A 19,085-nucleotide genomic window follows, 5' to 3' on the forward strand; every position below is an offset into this window, starting at 1 on the left:
CCGTTCGTGCAGCGGGGCCTCGCTCGCCCCGCGTTACGGCATCCAGTCCAGCAACGCCTGCAGGCGCTGGTGCGGGTCATCGTGCTGCAGCAGCTGCAGGCGCTGCGCATCCTCCAGGGGCAGCAGCTCAGCCAGGCGCCAGCCGACCCAGCTGGCCTGCTCCATCTGCGCCGGGCTGACCGGAGCAAACGCGGCACCGGCCTGTTCGATGATGTGCTCAAGCACGGTCGCCATCAGCGCATGTTCGGGCTGCAGCTCATCGTCGCTGTCGGCCGCACACCAGGTCACCTCGGCAATGATCAGCCCGTTGTCGCGCACGCGCGTGCGATCGACATGGAAGCGACGCTGGCCACGCAGGCGCAGCACCAGCACGCCATCGGCGCCCACGTCGAAATCCTCGATCCGCGCCTCCACGCCGTAGGCGGCCGGCACCGCGGGGGCGCCGGTTTCCTCACCGTGCAGGATCATGCAGACACCGAACGCGGTACCGGCGCGGCTGCATTCGCGCAGCATGTCCAGGTAGCGCCGCTCGAACACGCGCAGGCCCAGCGCGGCGCCGGGCAGCAGCACGGTGTGCAGCGGGAACAGGGGCAGTGACGCGGTGTCGGTCATGGCCAGGCCCGCTCAGGACGGCTGCAGCTGTGCCAGGAAGCGCCGCGGCGCGCCGTCGAAGCCACCATTGGACATGAACACCACGTGGTCGCCGGGCATGGCGATCGCGTCCAGGCGGGCCAGCAGCGCATCGGTATCCGGCACGGCATACGCGTCGCCTCGCACGGCCGCGATCACGCCGGCCGCATCCCAGGCCAGCTCGGGGCGGTGCAGGAACACCACGGCATCGGCACCGTCCAGCGACGGGGCCAGCGCCTGCGCATGCGCGCCCAGCCGCATGGAATTGCTGCGCGGTTCCATCGCCACCACGATGCGGGCTTCACCAACCCTCGCACGCAGGCCCTCAAGGGTGGTGCGGATCGCGGTGGGGTGATGCGCGAAGTCATCGTAGACGGTGACATCGCGTGCCTGGCCGATCACTTCCAGGCGGCGCTTGACGCTGCGGAACGCGGCCAGCGCCGGCATCACCGTGGCCAGTTCGACACCTACCGCATGCGCGGCGGCCAGCGCAGCGAGCCCGTTGAGCACGTTGTGCCGGCCGAGCAGCGACCAGCGCACTTCACCGACGCGCGCGCCGCGATGGTGCACCACGAACACGCTGCCGTCGGCCTCCACCAGCTCGGCGTGCCATTCCAGCGCAGGATCGAAACCGAAGCGCTCCACCGGCGTCCAGCACCCCATCGCCAGCACCTCGGCGAGATAGGCATCTTCGCCGTTGACGATCAGGCGCCCGCGCGCGGGCACGGTGCGGATCAGGTGATGGAACTGGCGCTGGATCGCGGCCACGTCCGGGAAGATGTCGGCGTGGTCGTATTCGAGGTTGTTGAGGATCGCCACCAGCGGCCGGTAGTGCACGAACTTGCTGCGCTTGTCGAAGAACGCAGTGTCGTACTCGTCGGCCTCGACCACGAACTCGCGGCCGCTGCCGATGCGCGCGGAGACGCCGAAATCCTCCGCCACGCCGCCGATCAGAAAGCCCGGCTCACGCCCGGCGCTGTGCAGCAGCCAGGTCAGGATGGTGGTGGTGGTGGTCTTGCCGTGCGTGCCGGCCACAGCCAGGGTGTCGCGGCCCGGCAGCACCTGCTCGGACAGCCACTGGGCCCCGGAGATATAGCGCTGGCCTGCATCCAGCACCGCTTCCACGGCAGGGTTGCCGCGCGAGAGCGCATTGCCGATCACCACCTCGTCGCAGTCCGGTGCCACGCTGTCGGCGCGGTAGCCCGGATCCAGGGCGATGCCCAGGCGTTCGAGCTGGGTGGACATCGGCGGGTAGATCGCCTGGTCGCTGCCGCGGACCGTATGGCCCTTCTCGCGTGCCAGCGCGGCCACGCCGCCCATGAAAGTGCCTGCAATACCAAGAATGTGGATCGTGCTCATGCCTGCGATTGTCGCCGATCATCACCGTCGATGGACATCGCCGTCAGATAACTCCTAGTCGAGTATCAGAGAAGTCCATCACGGTGTCAGGGAAATCCCGATAGCGCCGTACTGTGAAGACGGACACAATTCCATGGGCCAGCCGCAGCACCCCATTGGTCCTACTCCCCAAGAGGCCATCCCCAGGGGGGCTCATGCTGCGGGGCTCTGAGCAAGCCCGCTCGCTGGCACCTTCAAACCACACGCCTGGTCCCTTCGGGGGCCGGGCGTGTGTGTTTCAGGCACTGGGCAGCGCACTGCCCGTGCGGTGCCGCCGTAGCGGCACCGACCGGATCAGGCCTGGATCGCGGCGCGGATGCGCGCTTCCACGTCGTTCAGTTCACCCACGCCATCAACGCGTGCGAGCGTGCCACGGCCGGCATAGAAATCCACCACGGGCGCGGTCTGGTCGTTGTAGACCTGCAGGCGCTGACGCACCGATTCGGGGTTGTCATCGGCACGGCCCTGCTCGGCGGCGCGGCCGGCGATGCGCTCGACCAGCAGTTCGGTCGGCACGTCCAGCTGCACGACCGCATCCAGCGGCTGGCCGATCTTGGCCAGCAGGCTGTCCAGCGCATTGGCCTGGGCCACGTTGCGCGGGTAACCATCCAGGATGAAGCCCTTGGCCACATCGTCCTGGCCCAGGCGCGACTCGAGCATGCCCAGCAGGATGTCATCGGACACCAGGTTGCCGGCATCCATCACGGCCTTGGCCTGCTTGCCCAGCTCGGTCCCCGCAGCCACTTCGGCACGCAGCAGGTCGCCGGTGGAAATGTGCGCAATCGAAAGATGTTCCTTCAGGCGCGTCGCCTGCGTCCCCTTGCCCGAACCGGGCGGTCCCAACAGAACCAATCGCATCAACCTGACTCCAACGTGGTAAGAAAATGGAAGGGCGCGCGCCCCGGGATTGTCCACAATCACGCTGCACCGCAATACGCGCACTTTACCCCATACCGGTAATGTCTCTGCAATGTCCTTCCCCCAGACCAAGGTCGCACCATGCCCAACGGTACCCTGCTCTACGCCCAGTCAGGCGGCGTCACCGCCGTCATCAATGCCACGGCCTCGGCGGTCATCAGCACGGCAAGGGCCAAAGGAATCAAGGTCTTGGCCGCACGCAACGGTATTCTCGGCGCGCTCCGCGAGGACCTGATCGACACCTCGAAGGAAACCGCTGCCGCGATCGCCGCCCTCGCCCATACCCCCGGCGGCGCGTTCGGCTCGTGCCGCTACAAGCTCAAATCACTGGAGGCCGACCGCGGCAGGTACGAGCGGCTGCTCCAGGTGCTGCGCGCGCACGATGTGCGCTGGTTCCTCTACAACGGCGGCAACGATTCGGCCGATACCGCCTGGAAGGTCTCCCAGCTGGCCAAGGCCTTCGACTACGACCTGACCTGCATCGGCGTGCCCAAGACCATCGACAACGATCTGGCCGTGACCGATACCTGCCCGGGCTTCGGCTCGGCCGCCAAGTACACGGCCGTCTCGGTGCGCGAAGCGGCGCTGGACGTGGCCGCGATGGCCGAGACCTCGACCAAGGTGTTCGTGTACGAAGCGATGGGCCGCCATGCCGGCTGGCTCGCGGCGGCCGCGGGGCTGGCCGGCCAGGGCGCCGATGACGCCCCGCACATCATCCTGCTGCCCGAGCGCGCCTACGACGAGGCCGCGTTTCTGGCCAAAGTGAAACAGGTGGTCGAGCGCGTGGGCTACTGCGTGGTGGTGGCCTCCGAGGGCATCCAGACGGCCGATGGCCGTTTCGTCGCCGATGCGGGCGGTGGCACCGATTCGTTCGGGCATACCCAGCTCGGCGGCGTGGCCTCGCAGCTGGCGGCCCGGGTCAAGGATGGACTGGGCTACAAGGTCCACTGGACCCTGCCCGACTACCTGCAGCGCTCGGCGCGCCATCTGGCCTCCAAAACCGACTGGGAACAGGCGCAGGCGGTGGGCAAGGCGGCGGTGCATTTCGCGTTGAAGGGCCAGAACGCGGTGATGCCGGTGATCGTGCGCACCAGCGATAAGCCCTATCGCTGGAAAATCGAGGCCGCCCCGCTGCACAAGGTGGCCAACCACGAGAAGAAGATGCCGGCCGGCTTCATCCGCCGCGATGGCTTCGGCATCACCGACAAGGCCCGCGCCTATCTCGCCCCGCTGATCAAGGGGGAAGCCCCGTTGCCCTACGGGCCTGATGGGCTGCCGAAGTACGTGACGCTGAAGAACGTGGCAGTGAAGAAGAAGCTGCCTGCCTTTGAAGCATGAGCAACCCGTCGGTGCCGGCCGCTCGCCGGCAGCGCGGTGCTCCCAGGCCCTGAGGTGGTGCCGGCCGCTGGCCGGCAGCGCCGTGTCCCCGGCAGAGTCCGGGAGCCGGCAAGCGGCCGGCACTACCGGTGCGTGGTCAGGTCAGTTGCAGGCCTTGCCCTCGACCTTCATCTGCGCGGCGAACATCGGCACCTGCGCGATCTTGCCGGCGGCGGCCTGCTTCTTGGCGTCTTCCAGGTAGATGCGCGACTGGCCCTGGCCATCGCGTTCGGGCGTGGTGGTGACCGGCATGCGCCACACGCGCACCACCGCCTGCTGGGCCGGGCAGCCCGCATTCGGCACACGGATCACATCATTGAGTTTCCAGCCCTTGGCCTCGCTGGGCTGCGCCTTGTCGTAGTCCACAAAGCGGGCGCGCGGCCGGCACTGCTCGCTGGTACGGACCACGGCAAACTTGTACGGCTGTGCCGCCTCGCCCGTGAACACGCCTTCCAGCCGTGCACAGGCTTCGGGGATCTGGCGGAGTGTATGCGCAGCGCCCACCGCCTGCGGCGTTCCTGCGGCGCGCTGCAGTTCGGGGGTTTCCGCAGCGAAGGCGGACACGGCGGGCAGCAGGGCCAGCCAGAGCAGATGACGGGGGGACATGGCAGGACTCCAACGGCGGGGGAATGGGCCGAGGCTGCCAGTGGGTGGCTGAACGGCATGGCAAAGGGGGCCCGTCGTCCGGATCTGCGTGGTTCCCGGCCAGCGGCCGGCGCTACCCATGCCACGGGCCGGCGCTACCCATGTCACTGACAGTTCGGCCTCACGCATGCGGTTTGTAATCCTTGCTAGCTTGCATCGAGGATTTGCCCGCATACTCGGGCCACCAGGGATTGCTGAACACCGCCACACGCTTGACGACCGGGCACGGTCTGAACGGGTTGGTTCATGGTTGCAGCCCGTTGTGCCCCCGCGTGGAGAAGTTCATCCGTTCACTGGATGTCATTCCATCACCCGGGAGGGGACATGCTGGAACGTTATGGGCTTTCTCTGGCGCTGTTCTGCGCCATCCTCGCGATTCTCTACGGCATCGTGTCGGCACGCTGGATCCTCCGGCAGCCGGCTGGCAATGCGCGCATGCAGGAAATCGCCGCCGCCATCCAGGAAGGCGCGCGCGCCTACCTCAACCGCCAATACCTGACCATCGCCATCGCCGGTGCCGTGCTGTTCGTGCTGGTCGGCATCTTCCTCAGCTGGTACACCGCGATCGGCTTCGCGATCGGCGCCGTGCTCTCCGGCGCGGCCGGCTACATCGGCATGAACGTCTCGGTCCGCGCCAACGTGCGCACCGCCGAGGCGGCCCGCAACGGCCTGAGCGCGGCCATGGACGTGGCCTTCCGCGGCGGTGCGATCACCGGCATGCTGGTGGTCGGGCTGGGCCTGCTGGGCGTGGCCGGGTACTACGCGCTGCTGTTGAAGCTCGGGCTGGATGTCGCGCAGACGCTGCACGCGCTGGTCGGGCTGGCGTTCGGTTCGTCGCTGATCTCGATCTTCGCGCGGCTGGGCGGCGGCATCTTCACCAAGGGCGCCGACGTCGGCGCGGACCTGGTCGGCAAGGTCGAAGCAGGCATTCCCGAGGACGACCCGCGCAACCCGGCGGTGATCGCCGACAACGTGGGTGACAACGTCGGCGACTGCGCCGGCATGGCGGCGGACCTGTTCGAAACCTACGCCGTCACCGTGATCGCCACGATGCTGCTCGGCAACCTGATGATCGCCGAGGCCGGTGCCAATGCGGTGCTGTATCCGCTGGTGCTGGGCGGTGTCTCGATCATCGCCTCGATCGTGGGCGCGCTGTTCGTCAAAGTAAAACCGGGCGGCTCGATCATGGGCGCGCTGTACAAGGGCGTGATCGTATCCGGGGTGCTGGCGGCGATCGCGTTCTACCCGATCACCACGCAGTTGATGCCGGACAACGCGCATGGCGCGCTGAACCTGTATTTCTGCGCGTTGATCGGGCTGGTGCTGACCGGGTTGATCGTGTGGATCACCGAGTACTACACCGGCACCCAGTACAAACCGGTGCAGCACGTGGCGCAGGCCTCCACCACCGGGCATGGCACCAACATCATCGCCGGCCTCGGTGTCTCGATGAAGTCCACCGCCCTGCCGGTGATCGCGGTGTGCGTGGCGATCTGGCTGGCACACTATTTCGGCGGCCTGTACGGCATCGCCATCGCCGCCACGGCGATGCTCTCGATGGCCGGGATGATCGTCGCACTCGATGCCTACGGCCCGATCACCGACAACGCCGGCGGTATTGCCGAGATGGCCGAACTGCCGCCGGAAATCCGCGACATCACCGACCCGCTGGATGCGGTCGGCAACACCACCAAGGCGGTGACCAAGGGCTACGCCATCGGCTCAGCGGCCCTGGCCGCGCTGGTGCTGTTCGCCGATTACACCCACAACCTGCAGGCCGCCAATCCCGGCGAGACCTTCGCCTTCGATCTGTCCAACCATGAAGTGATCATCGGCCTGCTGATCGGCGGCCTGATCCCCTACCTGTTCGGTGCGATGGCGATGGAAGCGGTGGGTCGCGCGGCGGGTGCGGTGGTGGAGGAAGTGCGCCGCCAGTTCCGCGAGATTCCCGGGATCATGGAAGGCACCGGCAAACCGCAGTACGACCGCGCGGTGGACATGCTGACCCGCTCGGCGATCCGCGAAATGATCATCCCCTCGCTGTTGCCCGTCGCCGTGCCGGTGGTGGTCGGCCTGCTGCTCGGGCCGCGTGCGCTCGGTGGCCTGCTGATCGGCACCATCGTCACCGGTCTGTTCGTGGCGATCTCGATGACCACCGGCGGCGGCGCCTGGGACAACGCCAAGAAGTACATCGAAGATGGCCACTTCGGCGGCAAGGGCAGCGAGGCGCACAAGGCCGCGGTGACCGGCGATACCGTCGGTGATCCGTACAAGGACACGGCCGGCCCGGCGATCAACCCGCTGATCAAGATCATCAACATCGTGGCGTTGCTGCTGGTGCCGCTGCTCTGAGGCAGGACGGGCGCGCGGGCCTCGTTGGCCAGCGCGCCCAAGGGGTGTTCTCCTGCCGCGCCTCAACGCCGCCGGATGAAGAACGTCACCGGTACCATCACCTCCACCGGATCACCGGCCACCTCGGCGGGCGGCGGTGGCAGCGGGCTGCCGCGGCGCACCGTGGCCAGGGTTTCCTCATCCAGCAGCGGATGACCGCTGCTCTGGCCCAGCCGGATGTTGGAGGCGTTGCCCTGGCGGTCCACTGAGAAGCGCACATAGGCCACGCCCTGCTGGCGAAGGCGCTCGGCCTGGCGCGGATAGCGGCGGTACTGTTCCAGATGGCCGAGCAGCAGCCCCCGCCAGGTGACCGCCGCGTTGCCCTGGCGGCCGGCCACGGTCTGCGTGGCAGCGTAGCGTTCGGACGGGCGTGCGGAGACATCCGGCGGTGCCAGCGTCTGATCGACGTTGTGCGGGTCGGTCGGCTCCTCTTCTCGCGGCGTCTGGCGACGCAGCACGTCCTGCGCGTCCGGGGTGTCGGCCGGCGGCAGATCGATCTTCGGCACCGGCGTGGGCTCGGGCCGATGCTGTTCGTGCTGCAGCGGCCCGGGCGGCATCTCCTTCGGTGGCGCGGATGGCGCCTCAGGCACCGGCGCCAGTTCCACCATCACCGCTTCCACGGGCGTGTCGCTGGCCAGCACCGGCGCACGCTGCTGCCACCACAGCGCGCCGCCGATCAGCGCGCCATGCACGGCCAACACGAGGGCCAGGCTGCCCACCCAGCGCAGCGTCGCGGCGGGGTCGCGGCTCATTCGCGGCGCTGCTCCAGCCCGACCAGCGCGATTCTGCGATACCCCGCCGTGCGCAGGGCATTCATGGTCTGCATCAGATCGCCATAGGGCACCGCCTGGTCGGCGCGCAGGTAGATGCGCTGCTCGTGGTCACCGGCGGTCAGCCGCTCCAGCGTGGCTTTCAGGCCATCACGGCCCACCGGCACGTCGTTGATGCTCAGTGACAGATCGGCCTGCACCGAGAGGAACACCGGTTCGCCATCACGTGGCTGCGGCTGCGCAGTGCTGGCCGGCAGGTCCACCGGCGTGTCCACGGTGGCCAGCGGCGCGGCGACCATGAAGATGATCAGCAGCACCAGCATGACGTCGATGAAGGGCGTGACATTGATCTCGTGGCTTTCTTCCAGCGCGTCGTCGTCGTGGCGGGCGGTCTTGATGGGCATGGCCGGTCCTCAGCGCGCGTCGTGCACGGCCGGCGCCTTGCCAGGCCGGTCCAGATCGCGCGAGACCAGTTGCTGCACGCCCGCGGACAGATCCCCCAGCAGGCCGCGGATACCGGCCAGCACGCGGGTGAAGTGGTTGTAGATCACCACGGCGGGAATCGCCGCGACCAGGCCCAGTGCGGTGGCAAGCAGCGCCTCGGCGATACCCGGCGCGACGACGGCAAGATTGGTGGTGTTGGCATGGGCGATGCCGATGAAACTGTTCATGATTCCCCAGACCGTGCCGAACAGGCCGACGAACGGCGCGATCGCGCCGATGCTGGCGAGCAGGCCTACGCCGGTGCGCAGCTGGCGCGCATGCGCCAGTTCGATGCGTTCCAGGCGCGACGCGACGCGGTCCTTGATCCCGACCGGATCATGCGCGTCGTGCGAGAGGCGCAGCTCGGTACGGGCGGCATCGATCAACGCATGCGCGACGCCCTCGTCCAGCAACGGCTGCGTCTGCGGCGCCGGCAGGTGCGCGGCCTGCAGCAGCAGCGCACGGGCCGCGCGCAACGTCGTGCGCTGCCGCGCCAGCTCCCAGGTCTTGGCGACCAGCACGGTCCAGGTGGCGATCGAGGCGAGCGCCAGCCCGATCATCACGGCCTGCACCACGCCATCGGCGGCCTGGTACATGCCCCAGGGAGTCAGGTCATGCGGCAGCGCCGCCACGGTGGCAGGAAGAGCGATGGGCAGGGTCATGGGCGGAGTCGTCGGTCAGGGCATCGCGGCGCGTGACAGGGCCGGAGGCAGGCAAAGGGCGGAGGAGTATCGGGGGGCGAAGCGGTCGGAATCAGTGCGGGGCGGACAGCACCTTCAGCGCTCCGACGAGCGATCCGGCGTGGCCGATGGCCGCGGCGCGGGCCGTGACAGCACATAGGCCGCGCTGGCGGCGAAGAACAGGCCGACGCCGAGCAGCAGCGGCCAGGACGGATGCGCGCCCCAGCAGAACATGACGAAGCCGAACGCCATGCCGGCGCCGGCAAAGGCCTTGCCCTTGCGGCTGATCGCGCCCTGCTCGCGCCACAGGCGCAGCGGTGGGCCGTAACGAGGATGCTCGAGCAGCCGACGCTCGAACTTCGGCGAGCTGCGCGCGAAGCAGCCGACGGCCAGGATCAGGAAGATGGTGGTCGGCATCACCGGCAGCAGGGCGCCGATGACGCCCAGCGCCACCATGATCCAGCCCAGGCCGAACCAGAGCCAGCGCATCACGGGTGGCCGTGGCGGTCCGGCACGGCGGAGCTGTGCCGAGCGGTGCTCATGCGAATTCTTCCTCGACATGACCGTGCACGCTGCGGAAAGCGGCATCGGCGGCATCGATCACCTGTTGTTCCTGCGCCCGGGTGAGCGCGACGCCGTCGAGCGCGGCGGTGAACGCGCGCCAATGGCGGGCCGCGCCATCGGGATGTGCGGCCAGGTGGCGCGCGCCGAAGTCACTGTCCAGGCCGAGCCTGGCGGCCATCTTGTACAACACCGTGCCCCCCAGGTTGGAGCCTTCGGCCACATACAGCCAGCCGAGCGCGGCCGGCAGCGGCAGGTCGCCATCCAGGCCGGCGGATGCCGGCAGTGGCAGGGTCTGTTCCAGATCGGCCAGGTCGCGGGCGATCAGCGGCAGCCGGCGGCGCTCGTCCAGGTCGGGCAGCAGCGCGTCCAGCGCGGGGTTGCCATACAGCGCGTCGATGTCGCGGTGAAAGCGGAACTGCACGCGCACGAATTTCGCGAACAGGTCGCGGCTGGCGAAGATGTCGCCGGCCATGATGCGCTTGTCCAGCGCGCCGTGGCTGTCACGGGTGGCGGCCTTGAGGCGTTGGCTGCGGGTGGCTTGGGGAGTATCGATGACGATCATGGCACTGCTTGGATGGGGAAGTGGGGCGCGGTTCTCTGTTGAAGACGTCTGTCACGGCTGCAACCCCAAGCCCATTGTCGCGTGGGGAGCGTTGCGTCCGTCACATGCCACCGTCACGGCCTTGCCCCGATAATACGGGCCACGCCCTGCCACTGGAATGACACGATGATCACCACCGAACCGCGCATGACCAATCTGTTCCTGCAGCTCGGGCTGGAAGCCAGCGAGGAGGCGATCGCCGCCTTCATCCGCGACCACCAGCTCTCCAACGATATCCGCCTGATCGAAGCGCCGTACTGGAACGATGGGCAGCGCCAGTTCCTGACCGAGCAGCTGCGCTCGGATGCGGAGTGGGCGATCGTGGTCGATGAGCTCAGCGAAGCCCTGCACGCCGATGCGACCGCGCAGGCCAACGCCGGCTGAGCGATCACGGGCATCTGATGCCGGCCGGCCAAGGATGGGCAGGCTGGATGCACGACAGGGGCCGGCCATGCCGGCCCCTGTCGTGTCCGGGCATCAGTAGCGGTAGGTCAGCGCCAGCCGCACCGTCCGGCCCGGTGCGGGCATCACGCCCAGCGCCAGCGGATCGAGATAGTAGCGGTCGGTCAGGTTGTCCACGTTGAGGTCGACCGCGAACTGCTCGCTGGCCTGCCAGCTGGCGAACAGATCCACGATGGTCGCCGGGCGGTACAGCTGCTGGATCGCCGACAGGCCCACGTTCCATTCCTTGTCCAGCGTGCTGATCGGGCCGGCGTTGTGGATCACCCGGGTGCCGAAGCTCAGGCGCTGGTCGAACAGGCGCGAGCCCAGGGTCAGGTTGACGTTGTAGCGCGGCGGGTTCTGGGTGTTGCTGTAGGACCCTTCAAAGCCACCATCCACGCAGTCCGGCGTGTTCTTCAGTTCCTCGATCTTCCGCTGGATGCCGTAGGCACGACGCTCGGCGGCGATGTCCGGCGCGCAGGTCTTGGCCTGAATGTAGTAGTGCGCGGACAGATCGGCGAACACCATGCCGCTGTCATAGCTGGACTGGAACTCCACGCCGGAGACCTTGAAGCGGTCCACGTTGCGGATCAGCCCGGCCGACAGGGTGCGGTAGTCGCGGGTGATCAGATCATCGATGCGCGTGTTGAAGTAGGCCAGCTTGAAGCCGGCCTGGTCGCCCTCGGTGAACAGGCTGTGGCGCACCGTGCTCGCGCCGATCTCCCAGGTCCCTGCCCGCTCCGGCTTGAGCTCACCGGTCGGCTTGGCCGCGGTGAACAGGCCCAGCGTGGTCTCGAACAGGCTCGGCAGCTTCACGCCCTCGGCGTACTTCACGTACACCATCGTGTCTTCGTCGAAACGGTAGGCGACGCTGGCGCTGGGCATGAAGGCGCTGTCGCGCCGACGGATCGGCTGCGACCAGGTCCAGCTGACCGGCACGCTCAGATCTTCGGCATCATCAGCGTCGTAGAAGTTCCAGCCGGTGATGTCAGCCACCGTGCCCTTCTCATACGGTGATGCCAGCAGCGAGGCCTCGGTGAACTGGCCGTTGGCATCCGGATACCAGTTGAGCATGGCGATGCGCTTGGCGCGCCATGCCGGTAGATTGGGGTTGCCATCGAGCAGCTGGGTGTAGCGGTACTGACCGATCACCCCGTACGTTTCCGGCGTGGCCAGGCGATTGCGGTCGTGCACGTTGACGCGGTTGTAGCGGCCACCGACCACCACTTCCCAATGCTCGTCCGGCTGCCATTTGACCGAGGCCACCGCGCTGTATTCCTTGCGCTCGGCGTTGCGCAGGAAGCGGTTGTTGACCAGGTCGTCGTGCATGACCGGCGAGTGCGGGCCCGGGCCGACGTCCTCGTCGCTGAAGGACAGGCCGTAGTCCAGCGTGAACAATCCGGCGCGACCGTCCAGATGCGTGGTGTTGCCCACATCGAAACCAAGCCGGGTCTGGGTCAGCTCATTGCGGTAGGCATCCTTGTAGCCCGGGTCGGTGTTGAACGAGGGGCCGTCGTACCACTCGGTACGGCGATCGAAGTACCACGGGGTGATGCCGGTCAGACCGTTGTACATCAGGCTGTCGGCATCGGTGTACCAGAGGTTGGCCTTCAGATCGATCCGCTCGTTGTCCGGGTTGAAGCGGTAGCGCAGGTTGTAGGCATCCATGTCGACATGGCCCGGGTCCCACTGCGGCACGCGGTCGCGGTCCACGCGGATGATCTGCGAGGCCATGATCTCGCCGGCGGTGCCTTCATAACGGCGGTAGCCCGCTTCCAGCGTCTGGTCATCGTCGATGCGCCAAGTGCCCTTGAGCAGGAAGGACTCCGAGCGCGAGGAGGTGTTGAACACCTCGGTATCCGGCGGATTCAACGGCGCCAGCGTGCGCCGGGTCTGTGGAAAGTCGTCGTAGCCGTGCTTGCCGGAGAAATAGTTGCCGTTCTCGCGCCATGCGTAGGCGGCGACCAGGTCGAAACGATCCCAATGCTTGGCGGTGGCGATGTTGAAGAACTGGCTGCCCAGGGCGCTGCGGTCGGTGCGCGGTGCGGCGTCGTAGGCGGGCACGTTGTTGGCGCTGGCATTGGCCATGCCGGTGCGCACGCGCAGCCCGGCGTCGCGGCCCTCACGCAGCACGTCCTCGATCTTCAGGGTTTCCATCTCGACCACGCCCCCGATGCCGCCGGAGGCGTTGACGCCCAGGCTCGGCCCCTTGGTGATGGTGATGTTGGAGATCAGGTCCGGATCCAGATAGGTGCGCTGCGACTGGCCTGCGTAACCCCGATAGGTATCCATGGTCGACTGCCCGCCGTCGATGATCACCGGAATGCGGCTCTGGCCCTGGATGCCGCGGATGTTCACGTCCAGCGCGTTGGCGGTGCGCGGATCGCCGGCGGTCACACCGGCCACGCCCTTGACGATGTCCGAGGTGGAGGTGCCGCGAAAGCGCTTGATGGTGGTGCGGTCGATGTAGGCGCTGGAACCGGCGGTGCGGTACACGTCCAGCGCGCGCTCGGCGTCGCTGCCGCCCTCGATGCGATCACCTGCCACGCTGAGCGCATCGGTGACAATCAGGCCGTCGTCGTTGCCGGCCACCCGTGCGCGCTCCAGCGTTACCGCTTCCGGCCCGACCTGGCGCATGTTCAACCCACTGCCCTGCAGCAGGCGCAGCAAGGCCGACGGTGCATCCATCTGCCCGGCCACCGCCGTGGAGGTCAGCCCGTCGGCCAGTGTTGCCGGATAGGCGACCTGGACACCGGATTGCCGCATGTAGGTGCGCAGCGCGTCGGCCAGCGGCTGGGCGGGAATGTCGAAACGCAGCGTGGCCGCAGCGGAGGCCGGGCTGGACTGGGCCAGGGCCGGCAGTGCCAGCGCGGCGGCCAGGCCGGCGCTGAGCAGGGCGATGCAGAGACGTGACGGGCGCAGGCGATGCCCCGCGCGGGTGGAAGTACGCATGAAAAAACCTGTCGAAAGATCAGTGCCGCGGAGGCGGGTCATCCGCACGCAGGTGCGGATGCAGCGGACGTACGTGGCGGCGGCGGGTACGTTATGCCGGGTAAGACGAACGAACAGGTCGCTGCCCCAAGACCAATGCGCCGCCCCCCGACTGGACGCACGCCACGCCGCCTCCGCAGCAGGCCCGCCGCGCTACGGGTGGGTGGCCGGTGCCACGATCGCCACGCCCATCGGCAGGCGGGTCACGCTCAACCCGGCGCTGACCGCCAGGGCGTCCAGGGCCTGCTCCGGCCGGTCGATGCGGAAGGCCGCATTGATCGCGGGCAGACTGGCCAGATCCCCGCGCACGAAGGTGGGCCCGGACCGATAGCGCGCGATGCGCCGCACCGCCTCTTCCACCCCGGTTGCGTCGAGCAGCAGTTCGCCCTCACGCCAGGCCGCGATCCTGTCCAGCGCGACGTCTTCCTGCCGTGTGACCCGCCCACCCGCTGCGAAGCGCGCACGCTGGCCCGCGTCCAGATAGGTCCAGCCACCCCGATCGGCCGCTGCGACCCGGACCCGGCCCTGCGCCACGACGGTGTCCACGTGGTCGCCTTCGCGTGCGACCGCGAACGCCGTGGAAATGTCCTCGATCACCCCGCCCTGCGCATCCACCTGGAATGGGCGCGCCGCGTCGGGTGTCACCTGGAACCACGCTTGGCCGCGCAGCAGCGCGATGCGCCGCACCTGCCCGTCGTAGCGGATGGCGATGGCGCTGTCGGCATCAAGCACGGCGCGGCTGCCATCGGGAAGCACCACGGAGTGGATGGCCGTGCCGCTGCGGTGATCGGCCTGCAGCCGCAACCAGGCTTCCGGCGCCACCCAGGCCAACGCCACCAAGGCGGCCGTGGCCGCGCCAACGGCGGGCCAGCGCAGGCGGCGCGGCGGCCGGCGGGCCACCACCGCCGGGGCCGGTTGCGGCCCGAGACTGCGCCACAGCTGGCGTTCGTATTCGAAGGTGCGCCGGTTGTCCGGCTCGGCCAGCCACTGCTCGAAGGCCTGCATCTGCCCGGGCTCGACCGCACCGGAGGCGAGCCAGGCAATCCAGGCGCGGGCCTGGACGGCAGCAGGGTCGGACGGTGGCAAGGGTCGGGACATCGGAGGCTGTTCGTGCGGGCTCATGGCTGGCAGTGGGTGCGCAGGCGCGCGCGGACGAAGAAGAGGCCGGAAGGGTCGGCATTATGATCAAGACGGATGGGAAACGGGCTTCCCCAAGCCCGGATGCGTGCCGCTCAGCGCCCGCTGCGCGCCCAGGCCAGGCGCTGCAAGGCGCTGCGCACGTGGTTTTCGACGGTCGTCACCGACACGCCCTGGCGCTTGGCGACCTCGACCTGGGTCATGCCCTGCAGGCGGTTGAGGCGGAGATCGTGCGGGTCGGCTCGGGAAGATGTTCGGCCGCCGCCAGCACGCGCTGCAGGTCGTCCTGCGCCATCGCCTGCTCTTCGGTGGAGAGCACCTCGTCCGGCCCCCACAGGTAATGCTCGGCCAACAGGCGCGTGCGTCGCGTGCGCTCACGGCCGTGGTCGGTGGCCAGATTCGCCGCCAGCCGATACAGGTACGCCCGGGGGTTGCTGATCGGCTGGCCGCCGTCGACACCCCGGGCCTTGAACCAGATTGACTGGATCACATCCTCCGCGCCGCCATCACTGCCCAGAATGCGCTGCACCAGGCGCAGCAACGCCGGGCGTTCGCGTATCAACAGCTCGGTGAGAGTGGTGGCGTTGGAGGACATGGGCCAGTGCACAAAGCGGGACCGCAGGGAGACGGCAACCCGTAAGGCGCGGCATGTTACTCCGCAAATGAGAATGAGTCACGTTTGGCCAAGCCTCATGCCGGTCACAGGCATCCGGTCAACCCTTCGTAGAGATTGGTCGTGGTGCCGGGCAGCCGCACGTGCAGTGGATCGTCCTGTTCCAAGGCCTGAAGCAGTATCGGCAGGGGCGTCCTGGCGGCCAGCGGGACGGGGCAGGCCCAGCTGCGCGCATCGACGATGATCCTCCCGGTCGATCCATCTACCCGCGCGGTGCTGCCGGTAAACGTCCATACGCACTCCTCCACGCCGCCATCGGCGGCGTTGACCGAACAGCGGAAACGCAGTGACTGCAGGTTGTGATACTCCCCTTCGCAGAAGGTATCGCCGCAGACCTCATCGAAGCCGCGGACCAGTCGCGTTTCCAGCGCGAGGAAGCGCTCCCGGCCGGCGGCCGGGGTCGGATAGCTGCGCGCATCGATGAAGGTCTGCGCAGTGGTGCCCCCTGCCGGGAAGCTGGCGGCTGCAAGTACAAGCGCGACGCTCGCGAGGAAGCGGTTCATGGGTGTCTCCTGTGGGACGCGGCAAGCGAACCGCCTTCGCCGAGGCAGCCGAGAAGCGCGTCATGGACCGACCGTCCGGTACCCGGCAGCGGCAGGATCAACGCGTCACGACGTCCCAAGGCGGCATGCAGGGCCTCCACAGGCGTATGCGGGGCCAGTGGCACGGCGCACGCCCAGGTACGGTTGTCTGGCATGACCTTGCCGGTGGCGGCGTCCACCTCCAGGTTGCCGGCCGCAATGACCAGCGCGCATTCCGTCACGGTGCCCGTGGCCGCGTGCACCGAACAGCGGAACTGCAGCAGGGCATGGTTGGCATAGACACCCTGGCAATAGGTGACGCCGCACAGGTCATGAAACTCCCGCATCAAGTGGCCCTCGAGGGCGTAGAAACGGTCCCAGTTCGCCTCCTTGTAGGGAAAGTCGACCAGGTCCACGTACGGTCTGGACGAGGCATGGGCCGCGGCGGCCGGGGCCACCAGGCAGAGTGCCGCCGCCATCGAAAGGCCGGCCATCGGGGTCATCTTGGGCATCGCCAGGCTCGGAGTGGGTTCCACGCCATGATCGCCAGCGGCGCCGGGCCCGGCCATCAGGCCTCAACCCAGCGCCGCGTCGGGATGGAAGGCGCCGCTGTGTGGCGATTCTTCCCTGCCTGGCGGACCGATTCGGCGCCCCGGCGGCCAGGCCGCTGCACGTTGGCCGGCAAAGGCATAAAATGGCGGACTTTGCGCCCTACCCCCTCTCAGCTGGAGCACACCCATGGGTCTGGAACTCGTTTCGCCGGGCAAGAACCCGCCGGAAGAAATCAACGTCATCATCGAGATCCCGAAGGATTCCGAGCCGGTGAAGTACGAAGTGGACAAGGAAACCGGCGCGATCTTCGTCGACCGCATCCTCTCCACCCCGATGCGCTACCCGTGCAACTACGGCTACGTGCCGAGCACCCTGTGTGGCGACGGCGATCCGGCCGACGTGCTGGTGGTGCTGCCGCTGCCGCTGGTCCCGGGCTCGGTGGTGCGTTGCCGTCCGGTCGGCGTGCTCAAGATGAGCGATGAGGCCGGCAGCGACGAAAAGATCCTGGCCGTGCCGATCTCCAAGGTCTTCAGTGGCTATGCCCACGTGGAAGACATCGAGCAGGTGTCCAGCCACTGGCTGGAGCGCATCGGCCACTTCTTCGAGCATTACAAGGACCTGGAAAAGGGCAAGTGGGTCAAGCTCGATGGCTGGGGCGGCGCCGCCGAAGCCAAGAAGATCCTGGTCGAAGCGCACCAGCGCTACCTCGGCAACATCGCCTGAGATTGACCGGCATCGCTCCGGCACCGCCTGCCGGAGCGATGTGCATCACGTTTTTCCAATGCGGCACATCACTATTCGTGCCGGATTGGGTACATTGCGTCTCTTCACACCGTCCACGGTGCGTTTCACCGTGGTCAGCCAGGGGACCGTGTCGTGCGCATTCTGCTTGTTGGGGACGAAGCCAGCCTGTCGGCTGAGCTGTTGGAATTCATTGCCGATCTTGGGGAAGAGTGGCAACCGCTGACCGCTGCCGATGGCCAGAGCGCCATGGGCATCGTTGCCGGCTCGCCGGTGGATGCGGTGATCGTGTGCCCGCAGTTGCCCGATCTCAACGCCACCACGCTGCTCGGCCAGATCCGCACGCTGCGCCCTGAGACCATCCGAATCGCACTGGTGGATGCCGAGCACGGCAACCGCCCGCCGCCGGCGCGCCTGATCGGTGTCGCCCACCGCTTCCTGCCGATGCCGCTGGCCCCGGAAGTGCTGCTCGAAGCGCTGACCAGCCTGGAAGAGCTGCGCGAACTGCTCGACAGCGCACGCCTGCGCAGTGCCATCGGCCGGATCGAGAAGCTGCCCTCGCCACCGCACCTGTATCTGTCCCTCACCCAGGCGCTGGAACACGACGACGACACCAATACCGCCGACGTGGCCAAGCTGGTCGCGGCCGACCCGGCCATCGCGGCGAAGGTGCTGCAGTTGTCCAACTCGGCGTTCTTCAACAGCGGCCGGATCATTTCCGACCTGCGCACCGCCGTGACCCGACTGGGACTGTCGACCCTGCGCGACCTGGTGCTGGCCAGCGAAGTGTTCTCGGCCCAACCGCTGTCCGGTGCCGAGCGCAACTCGCTGCAGCAGCGCGCACTGCTGGCCTCGCGCCTGGCCGCCAAACTGCTGCCTGATTCCAGCGCCGAACTGGGCGCCACCGCGGCCCTGCTGGCCGACATCGGCCTGCTGCTGCCGGGCGTGCGCAACGAGCGCACGCCCGAAGACGCGGCCGACAATCGCCCCGGCCATGCCGAGGCGGGCGCCTACCTGCTGGGGCTGTGGGGCCTGCCGATGCCGATCATCGAAGCCGTGGCGTTCCACCTGCAGCCGCATCGCTCCACCACCCGCAGCTTCTGGGTGACCGGTGCGGTCCACGTGGCCCTGGCGCTGATCAACGGTGACCCGGTCGACGAGGAGTATCTGCAGCGGGCCGGCGTGCTCAACAAGCTCCCGCAGTGGCGCGATCACGCCAACGCACTGATGGGGCTGGTGGCCAGCGACGCCTGAGTGTGGGGCGGAGCATGCTTGAAGGATGGCGCGCCCCGTGGCGCGCCATCGTCGTTTCAGCGCTGCGGACAGGCGTCCAGCACGCACAAGCGCCACAGGCGCTCGCACATGGCGGCCGAGCCACCGTCGGCGAGGCATTCGATGCGGACGTCTTCGCAGTAGCGCCCTCCCCCGCAGATGATCAGGCCGGGCGACGCACTGGCCGCGGTCGCCAGGGAGGCAAGCAGTACAGCGGAAATCTTCTGAGCGAGCGTCATTTTCATATCGATCTCTCAATCGTCCACGATTGGACCGATTGACGGTATCAACTGCATTTCC

Annotated in this window: 19 protein-coding genes and 1 pseudogene; 5 read left to right on the forward strand and 15 right to left on the reverse strand. The window is 67.9% G+C overall.

Going from position 1 to position 19,085, the window contains the following annotated elements:
* Positions 1-33: 33 nt before the first annotated feature.
* The 3 genes from C0R07_RS03835 to C0R07_RS03845 form a co-directional block, all read right to left on the reverse strand.
* Positions 34-612 carry an LON peptidase substrate-binding domain-containing protein gene (locus C0R07_RS03835; protein WP_070473562.1) on the reverse strand — a complete coding sequence of 193 codons (579 nt, stop codon included), beginning with the start codon at positions 610-612 and terminating at the stop codon, positions 34-36.
* 12 nt (positions 613-624) lie between these two features.
* Entirely contained in the window at positions 625-1,989 is a 1,365-nt protein-coding gene (mpl, locus tag C0R07_RS03840; protein WP_070473564.1) for a UDP-N-acetylmuramate:L-alanyl-gamma-D-glutamyl-meso-diaminopimelate ligase, read from the reverse strand.
* Positions 1,990-2,322: 333 nt separating this feature from the next.
* Positions 2,323-2,886: an adenylate kinase gene (locus C0R07_RS03845; protein ID WP_019183836.1), complete on the reverse strand. Its 564-nt coding sequence runs from the start codon at positions 2,884-2,886 to the stop codon at positions 2,323-2,325.
* A 141-nt stretch (positions 2,887-3,027) separates the two neighbouring features.
* On the opposite strand from C0R07_RS03845, the gene C0R07_RS03850 reads away from it, so the two are divergent.
* Positions 3,028-4,284: a 6-phosphofructokinase gene (locus tag C0R07_RS03850; protein ID WP_102788198.1), complete on the forward strand. Its 1,257-nt coding sequence runs from the start codon at positions 3,028-3,030 to the stop codon at positions 4,282-4,284.
* A gap of 141 nt (positions 4,285-4,425) precedes the next feature.
* On the opposite strand, the gene C0R07_RS03855 is transcribed toward C0R07_RS03850, so the two are convergent.
* Positions 4,426-4,929: a hypothetical protein gene (locus C0R07_RS03855; RefSeq protein ID WP_102788199.1), complete on the reverse strand. Its 504-nt coding sequence runs from the start codon at positions 4,927-4,929 to the stop codon at positions 4,426-4,428.
* Between the two features lie 363 nt (positions 4,930-5,292).
* Between C0R07_RS03855 and C0R07_RS03860 the strand changes: the two genes are divergently transcribed.
* Positions 5,293-7,320 carry a sodium-translocating pyrophosphatase gene (locus C0R07_RS03860; RefSeq protein ID WP_019183833.1) on the forward strand — a complete coding sequence of 676 codons (2,028 nt, stop codon included), beginning with the start codon at positions 5,293-5,295 and terminating at the stop codon, positions 7,318-7,320.
* Between the two features lie 62 nt (positions 7,321-7,382).
* Here the strand turns inward: C0R07_RS03860 and C0R07_RS03865 are convergent, their stop codons facing one another.
* The 5 genes from C0R07_RS03865 to C0R07_RS03885 form a co-directional block, all read right to left on the reverse strand.
* Positions 7,383-8,111, reverse strand: coding sequence for an energy transducer TonB (locus C0R07_RS03865; protein ID WP_102788200.1), 729 nt, complete (start codon positions 8,109-8,111; stop codon positions 7,383-7,385).
* Positions 8,108-8,533 carry a TonB system transport protein ExbD gene (exbD, locus tag C0R07_RS03870; protein ID WP_070473572.1) on the reverse strand — a complete coding sequence of 142 codons (426 nt, stop codon included), beginning with the start codon at positions 8,531-8,533 and terminating at the stop codon, positions 8,108-8,110. The genes C0R07_RS03865 and exbD overlap by 4 nt, the downstream gene beginning before the upstream one ends.
* A 9-nt stretch (positions 8,534-8,542) precedes the next feature.
* The gene (gene exbB, locus C0R07_RS03875) at positions 8,543-9,274 is read right to left on the reverse strand and encodes a tonB-system energizer ExbB (protein ID WP_083298821.1); all 732 of its coding nucleotides are present in this window, start codon (positions 9,272-9,274) and stop codon (positions 8,543-8,545) included.
* A gap of 114 nt (positions 9,275-9,388) precedes the next feature.
* On the reverse strand, positions 9,389-9,781 hold the full coding sequence (locus C0R07_RS03880) for a YbaN family protein (RefSeq protein ID WP_102788201.1): 393 nt from the start codon (positions 9,779-9,781) through the stop codon (positions 9,389-9,391).
* A gap of 49 nt (positions 9,782-9,830) precedes the next feature.
* Entirely contained in the window at positions 9,831-10,418 is a 588-nt protein-coding gene (locus C0R07_RS03885; protein ID WP_102788202.1) for a biliverdin-producing heme oxygenase, read from the reverse strand.
* A gap of 165 nt (positions 10,419-10,583) precedes the next feature.
* Here C0R07_RS03885 and C0R07_RS03890 point away from each other — a divergent pair, with 165 nt between their 5' ends.
* Positions 10,584-10,841: a DUF2789 domain-containing protein gene (locus C0R07_RS03890; RefSeq protein WP_019183827.1), complete on the forward strand. Its 258-nt coding sequence runs from the start codon at positions 10,584-10,586 to the stop codon at positions 10,839-10,841.
* A 93-nt stretch (positions 10,842-10,934) separates the two neighbouring features.
* On the opposite strand, the gene C0R07_RS03895 is transcribed toward C0R07_RS03890, so the two are convergent.
* The 5 genes and pseudogenes from C0R07_RS03895 to C0R07_RS03915 form a co-directional block, all read right to left on the reverse strand.
* Positions 10,935-13,850, reverse strand: coding sequence for a TonB-dependent receptor (locus C0R07_RS03895; protein WP_102788203.1), 2,916 nt, complete (start codon positions 13,848-13,850; stop codon positions 10,935-10,937).
* A gap of 192 nt (positions 13,851-14,042) precedes the next feature.
* Positions 14,043-14,987 (reverse strand): FecR family protein, encoded by a 945-nt coding sequence (locus C0R07_RS03900; RefSeq protein ID WP_070473578.1) that lies wholly within the window; start codon positions 14,985-14,987, stop codon positions 14,043-14,045.
* A gap of 134 nt (positions 14,988-15,121) precedes the next feature.
* Positions 15,122-15,621: pseudogene (locus C0R07_RS03905) on the reverse strand (RNA polymerase sigma factor).
* A 104-nt stretch (positions 15,622-15,725) separates the two neighbouring features.
* Positions 15,726-16,202: a hypothetical protein gene (locus tag C0R07_RS03910; protein WP_102788204.1), complete on the reverse strand. Its 477-nt coding sequence runs from the start codon at positions 16,200-16,202 to the stop codon at positions 15,726-15,728.
* A complete protein-coding gene (locus tag C0R07_RS03915; RefSeq protein ID WP_254427769.1) occupies positions 16,199-16,732 on the reverse strand; it encodes a hypothetical protein in 534 nt (177 codons plus the stop codon). The genes C0R07_RS03910 and C0R07_RS03915 overlap by 4 nt, the downstream gene beginning before the upstream one ends.
* Positions 16,733-16,958: 226 nt before the next feature.
* Between C0R07_RS03915 and ppa the strand changes: the two genes are divergently transcribed.
* Both ppa and C0R07_RS03925 read left to right on the forward strand, forming a co-directional pair.
* Positions 16,959-17,495, forward strand: a complete 537-nt coding sequence (gene ppa, locus C0R07_RS03920) for an inorganic diphosphatase (RefSeq protein WP_019183821.1) — start codon at positions 16,959-16,961, stop codon at positions 17,493-17,495.
* A 153-nt stretch (positions 17,496-17,648) separates the two neighbouring features.
* Complete coding sequence (locus C0R07_RS03925) at positions 17,649-18,767, forward strand: HDOD domain-containing protein (RefSeq protein ID WP_019183820.1); 1,119 nt, start codon at positions 17,649-17,651, stop codon at positions 18,765-18,767.
* A gap of 56 nt (positions 18,768-18,823) precedes the next feature.
* Here the strand turns inward: C0R07_RS03925 and C0R07_RS03930 are convergent, their stop codons facing one another.
* The gene (locus C0R07_RS03930; protein WP_254427770.1) at positions 18,824-19,024 is read right to left on the reverse strand and encodes a hypothetical protein; all 201 of its coding nucleotides are present in this window, start codon (positions 19,022-19,024) and stop codon (positions 18,824-18,826) included.
* Positions 19,025-19,085 lie beyond the last annotated feature (61 nt).

The organism is Stenotrophomonas bentonitica, from assembly GCF_002887735.1.
Classification (GTDB): Bacteria; Pseudomonadota; Gammaproteobacteria; order Xanthomonadales; family Xanthomonadaceae; genus Stenotrophomonas; species Stenotrophomonas bentonitica_A.

Coding starts and splice junctions, on each gene's coding strand:
- C0R07_RS03860 (WP_019183833.1), top strand. CDS start 5,293: ATGCTGGAACGTTATGGGCTTTCTCTGGCGCTGTTCTGCGCCATCCTC.
- C0R07_RS03930 (WP_254427770.1), bottom strand. CDS start 19,024: ATGACGCTCGCTCAGAAGATTTCCGCTGTACTGCTTGCCTCCCTGGCG.
- exbD (WP_070473572.1), bottom strand. CDS start 8,533: ATGCCCATCAAGACCGCCCGCCACGACGACGACGCGCTGGAAGAAAGC.
- C0R07_RS03835 (WP_070473562.1), bottom strand. CDS start 612: ATGACCGACACCGCGTCACTGCCCCTGTTCCCGCTGCACACCGTGCTG.
- exbB (WP_083298821.1), bottom strand. CDS start 9,274: ATGACCCTGCCCATCGCTCTTCCTGCCACCGTGGCGGCGCTGCCGCAT.
- C0R07_RS03890 (WP_019183827.1), top strand. CDS start 10,584: ATGATCACCACCGAACCGCGCATGACCAATCTGTTCCTGCAGCTCGGG.
- ppa (WP_019183821.1), top strand. CDS start 16,959: ATGGGTCTGGAACTCGTTTCGCCGGGCAAGAACCCGCCGGAAGAAATC.
- C0R07_RS03900 (WP_070473578.1), bottom strand. CDS start 14,987: ATGTCCCGACCCTTGCCACCGTCCGACCCTGCTGCCGTCCAGGCCCGC.
- C0R07_RS03885 (WP_102788202.1), bottom strand. CDS start 10,418: ATGATCGTCATCGATACTCCCCAAGCCACCCGCAGCCAACGCCTCAAG.
- C0R07_RS03850 (WP_102788198.1), top strand. CDS start 3,028: ATGCCCAACGGTACCCTGCTCTACGCCCAGTCAGGCGGCGTCACCGCC.
- C0R07_RS03895 (WP_102788203.1), bottom strand. CDS start 13,850: ATGCGTACTTCCACCCGCGCGGGGCATCGCCTGCGCCCGTCACGTCTC.
- C0R07_RS03915 (WP_254427769.1), bottom strand. CDS start 16,732: ATGCCCAAGATGACCCCGATGGCCGGCCTTTCGATGGCGGCGGCACTC.
- C0R07_RS03880 (WP_102788201.1), bottom strand. CDS start 9,781: ATGCGCTGGCTCTGGTTCGGCCTGGGCTGGATCATGGTGGCGCTGGGC.
- C0R07_RS03865 (WP_102788200.1), bottom strand. CDS start 8,111: ATGAGCCGCGACCCCGCCGCGACGCTGCGCTGGGTGGGCAGCCTGGCC.
- C0R07_RS03855 (WP_102788199.1), bottom strand. CDS start 4,929: ATGTCCCCCCGTCATCTGCTCTGGCTGGCCCTGCTGCCCGCCGTGTCC.
- mpl (WP_070473564.1), bottom strand. CDS start 1,989: ATGAGCACGATCCACATTCTTGGTATTGCAGGCACTTTCATGGGCGGC.
- C0R07_RS03845 (WP_019183836.1), bottom strand. CDS start 2,886: ATGCGATTGGTTCTGTTGGGACCGCCCGGTTCGGGCAAGGGGACGCAG.
- C0R07_RS03910 (WP_102788204.1), bottom strand. CDS start 16,202: ATGAACCGCTTCCTCGCGAGCGTCGCGCTTGTACTTGCAGCCGCCAGC.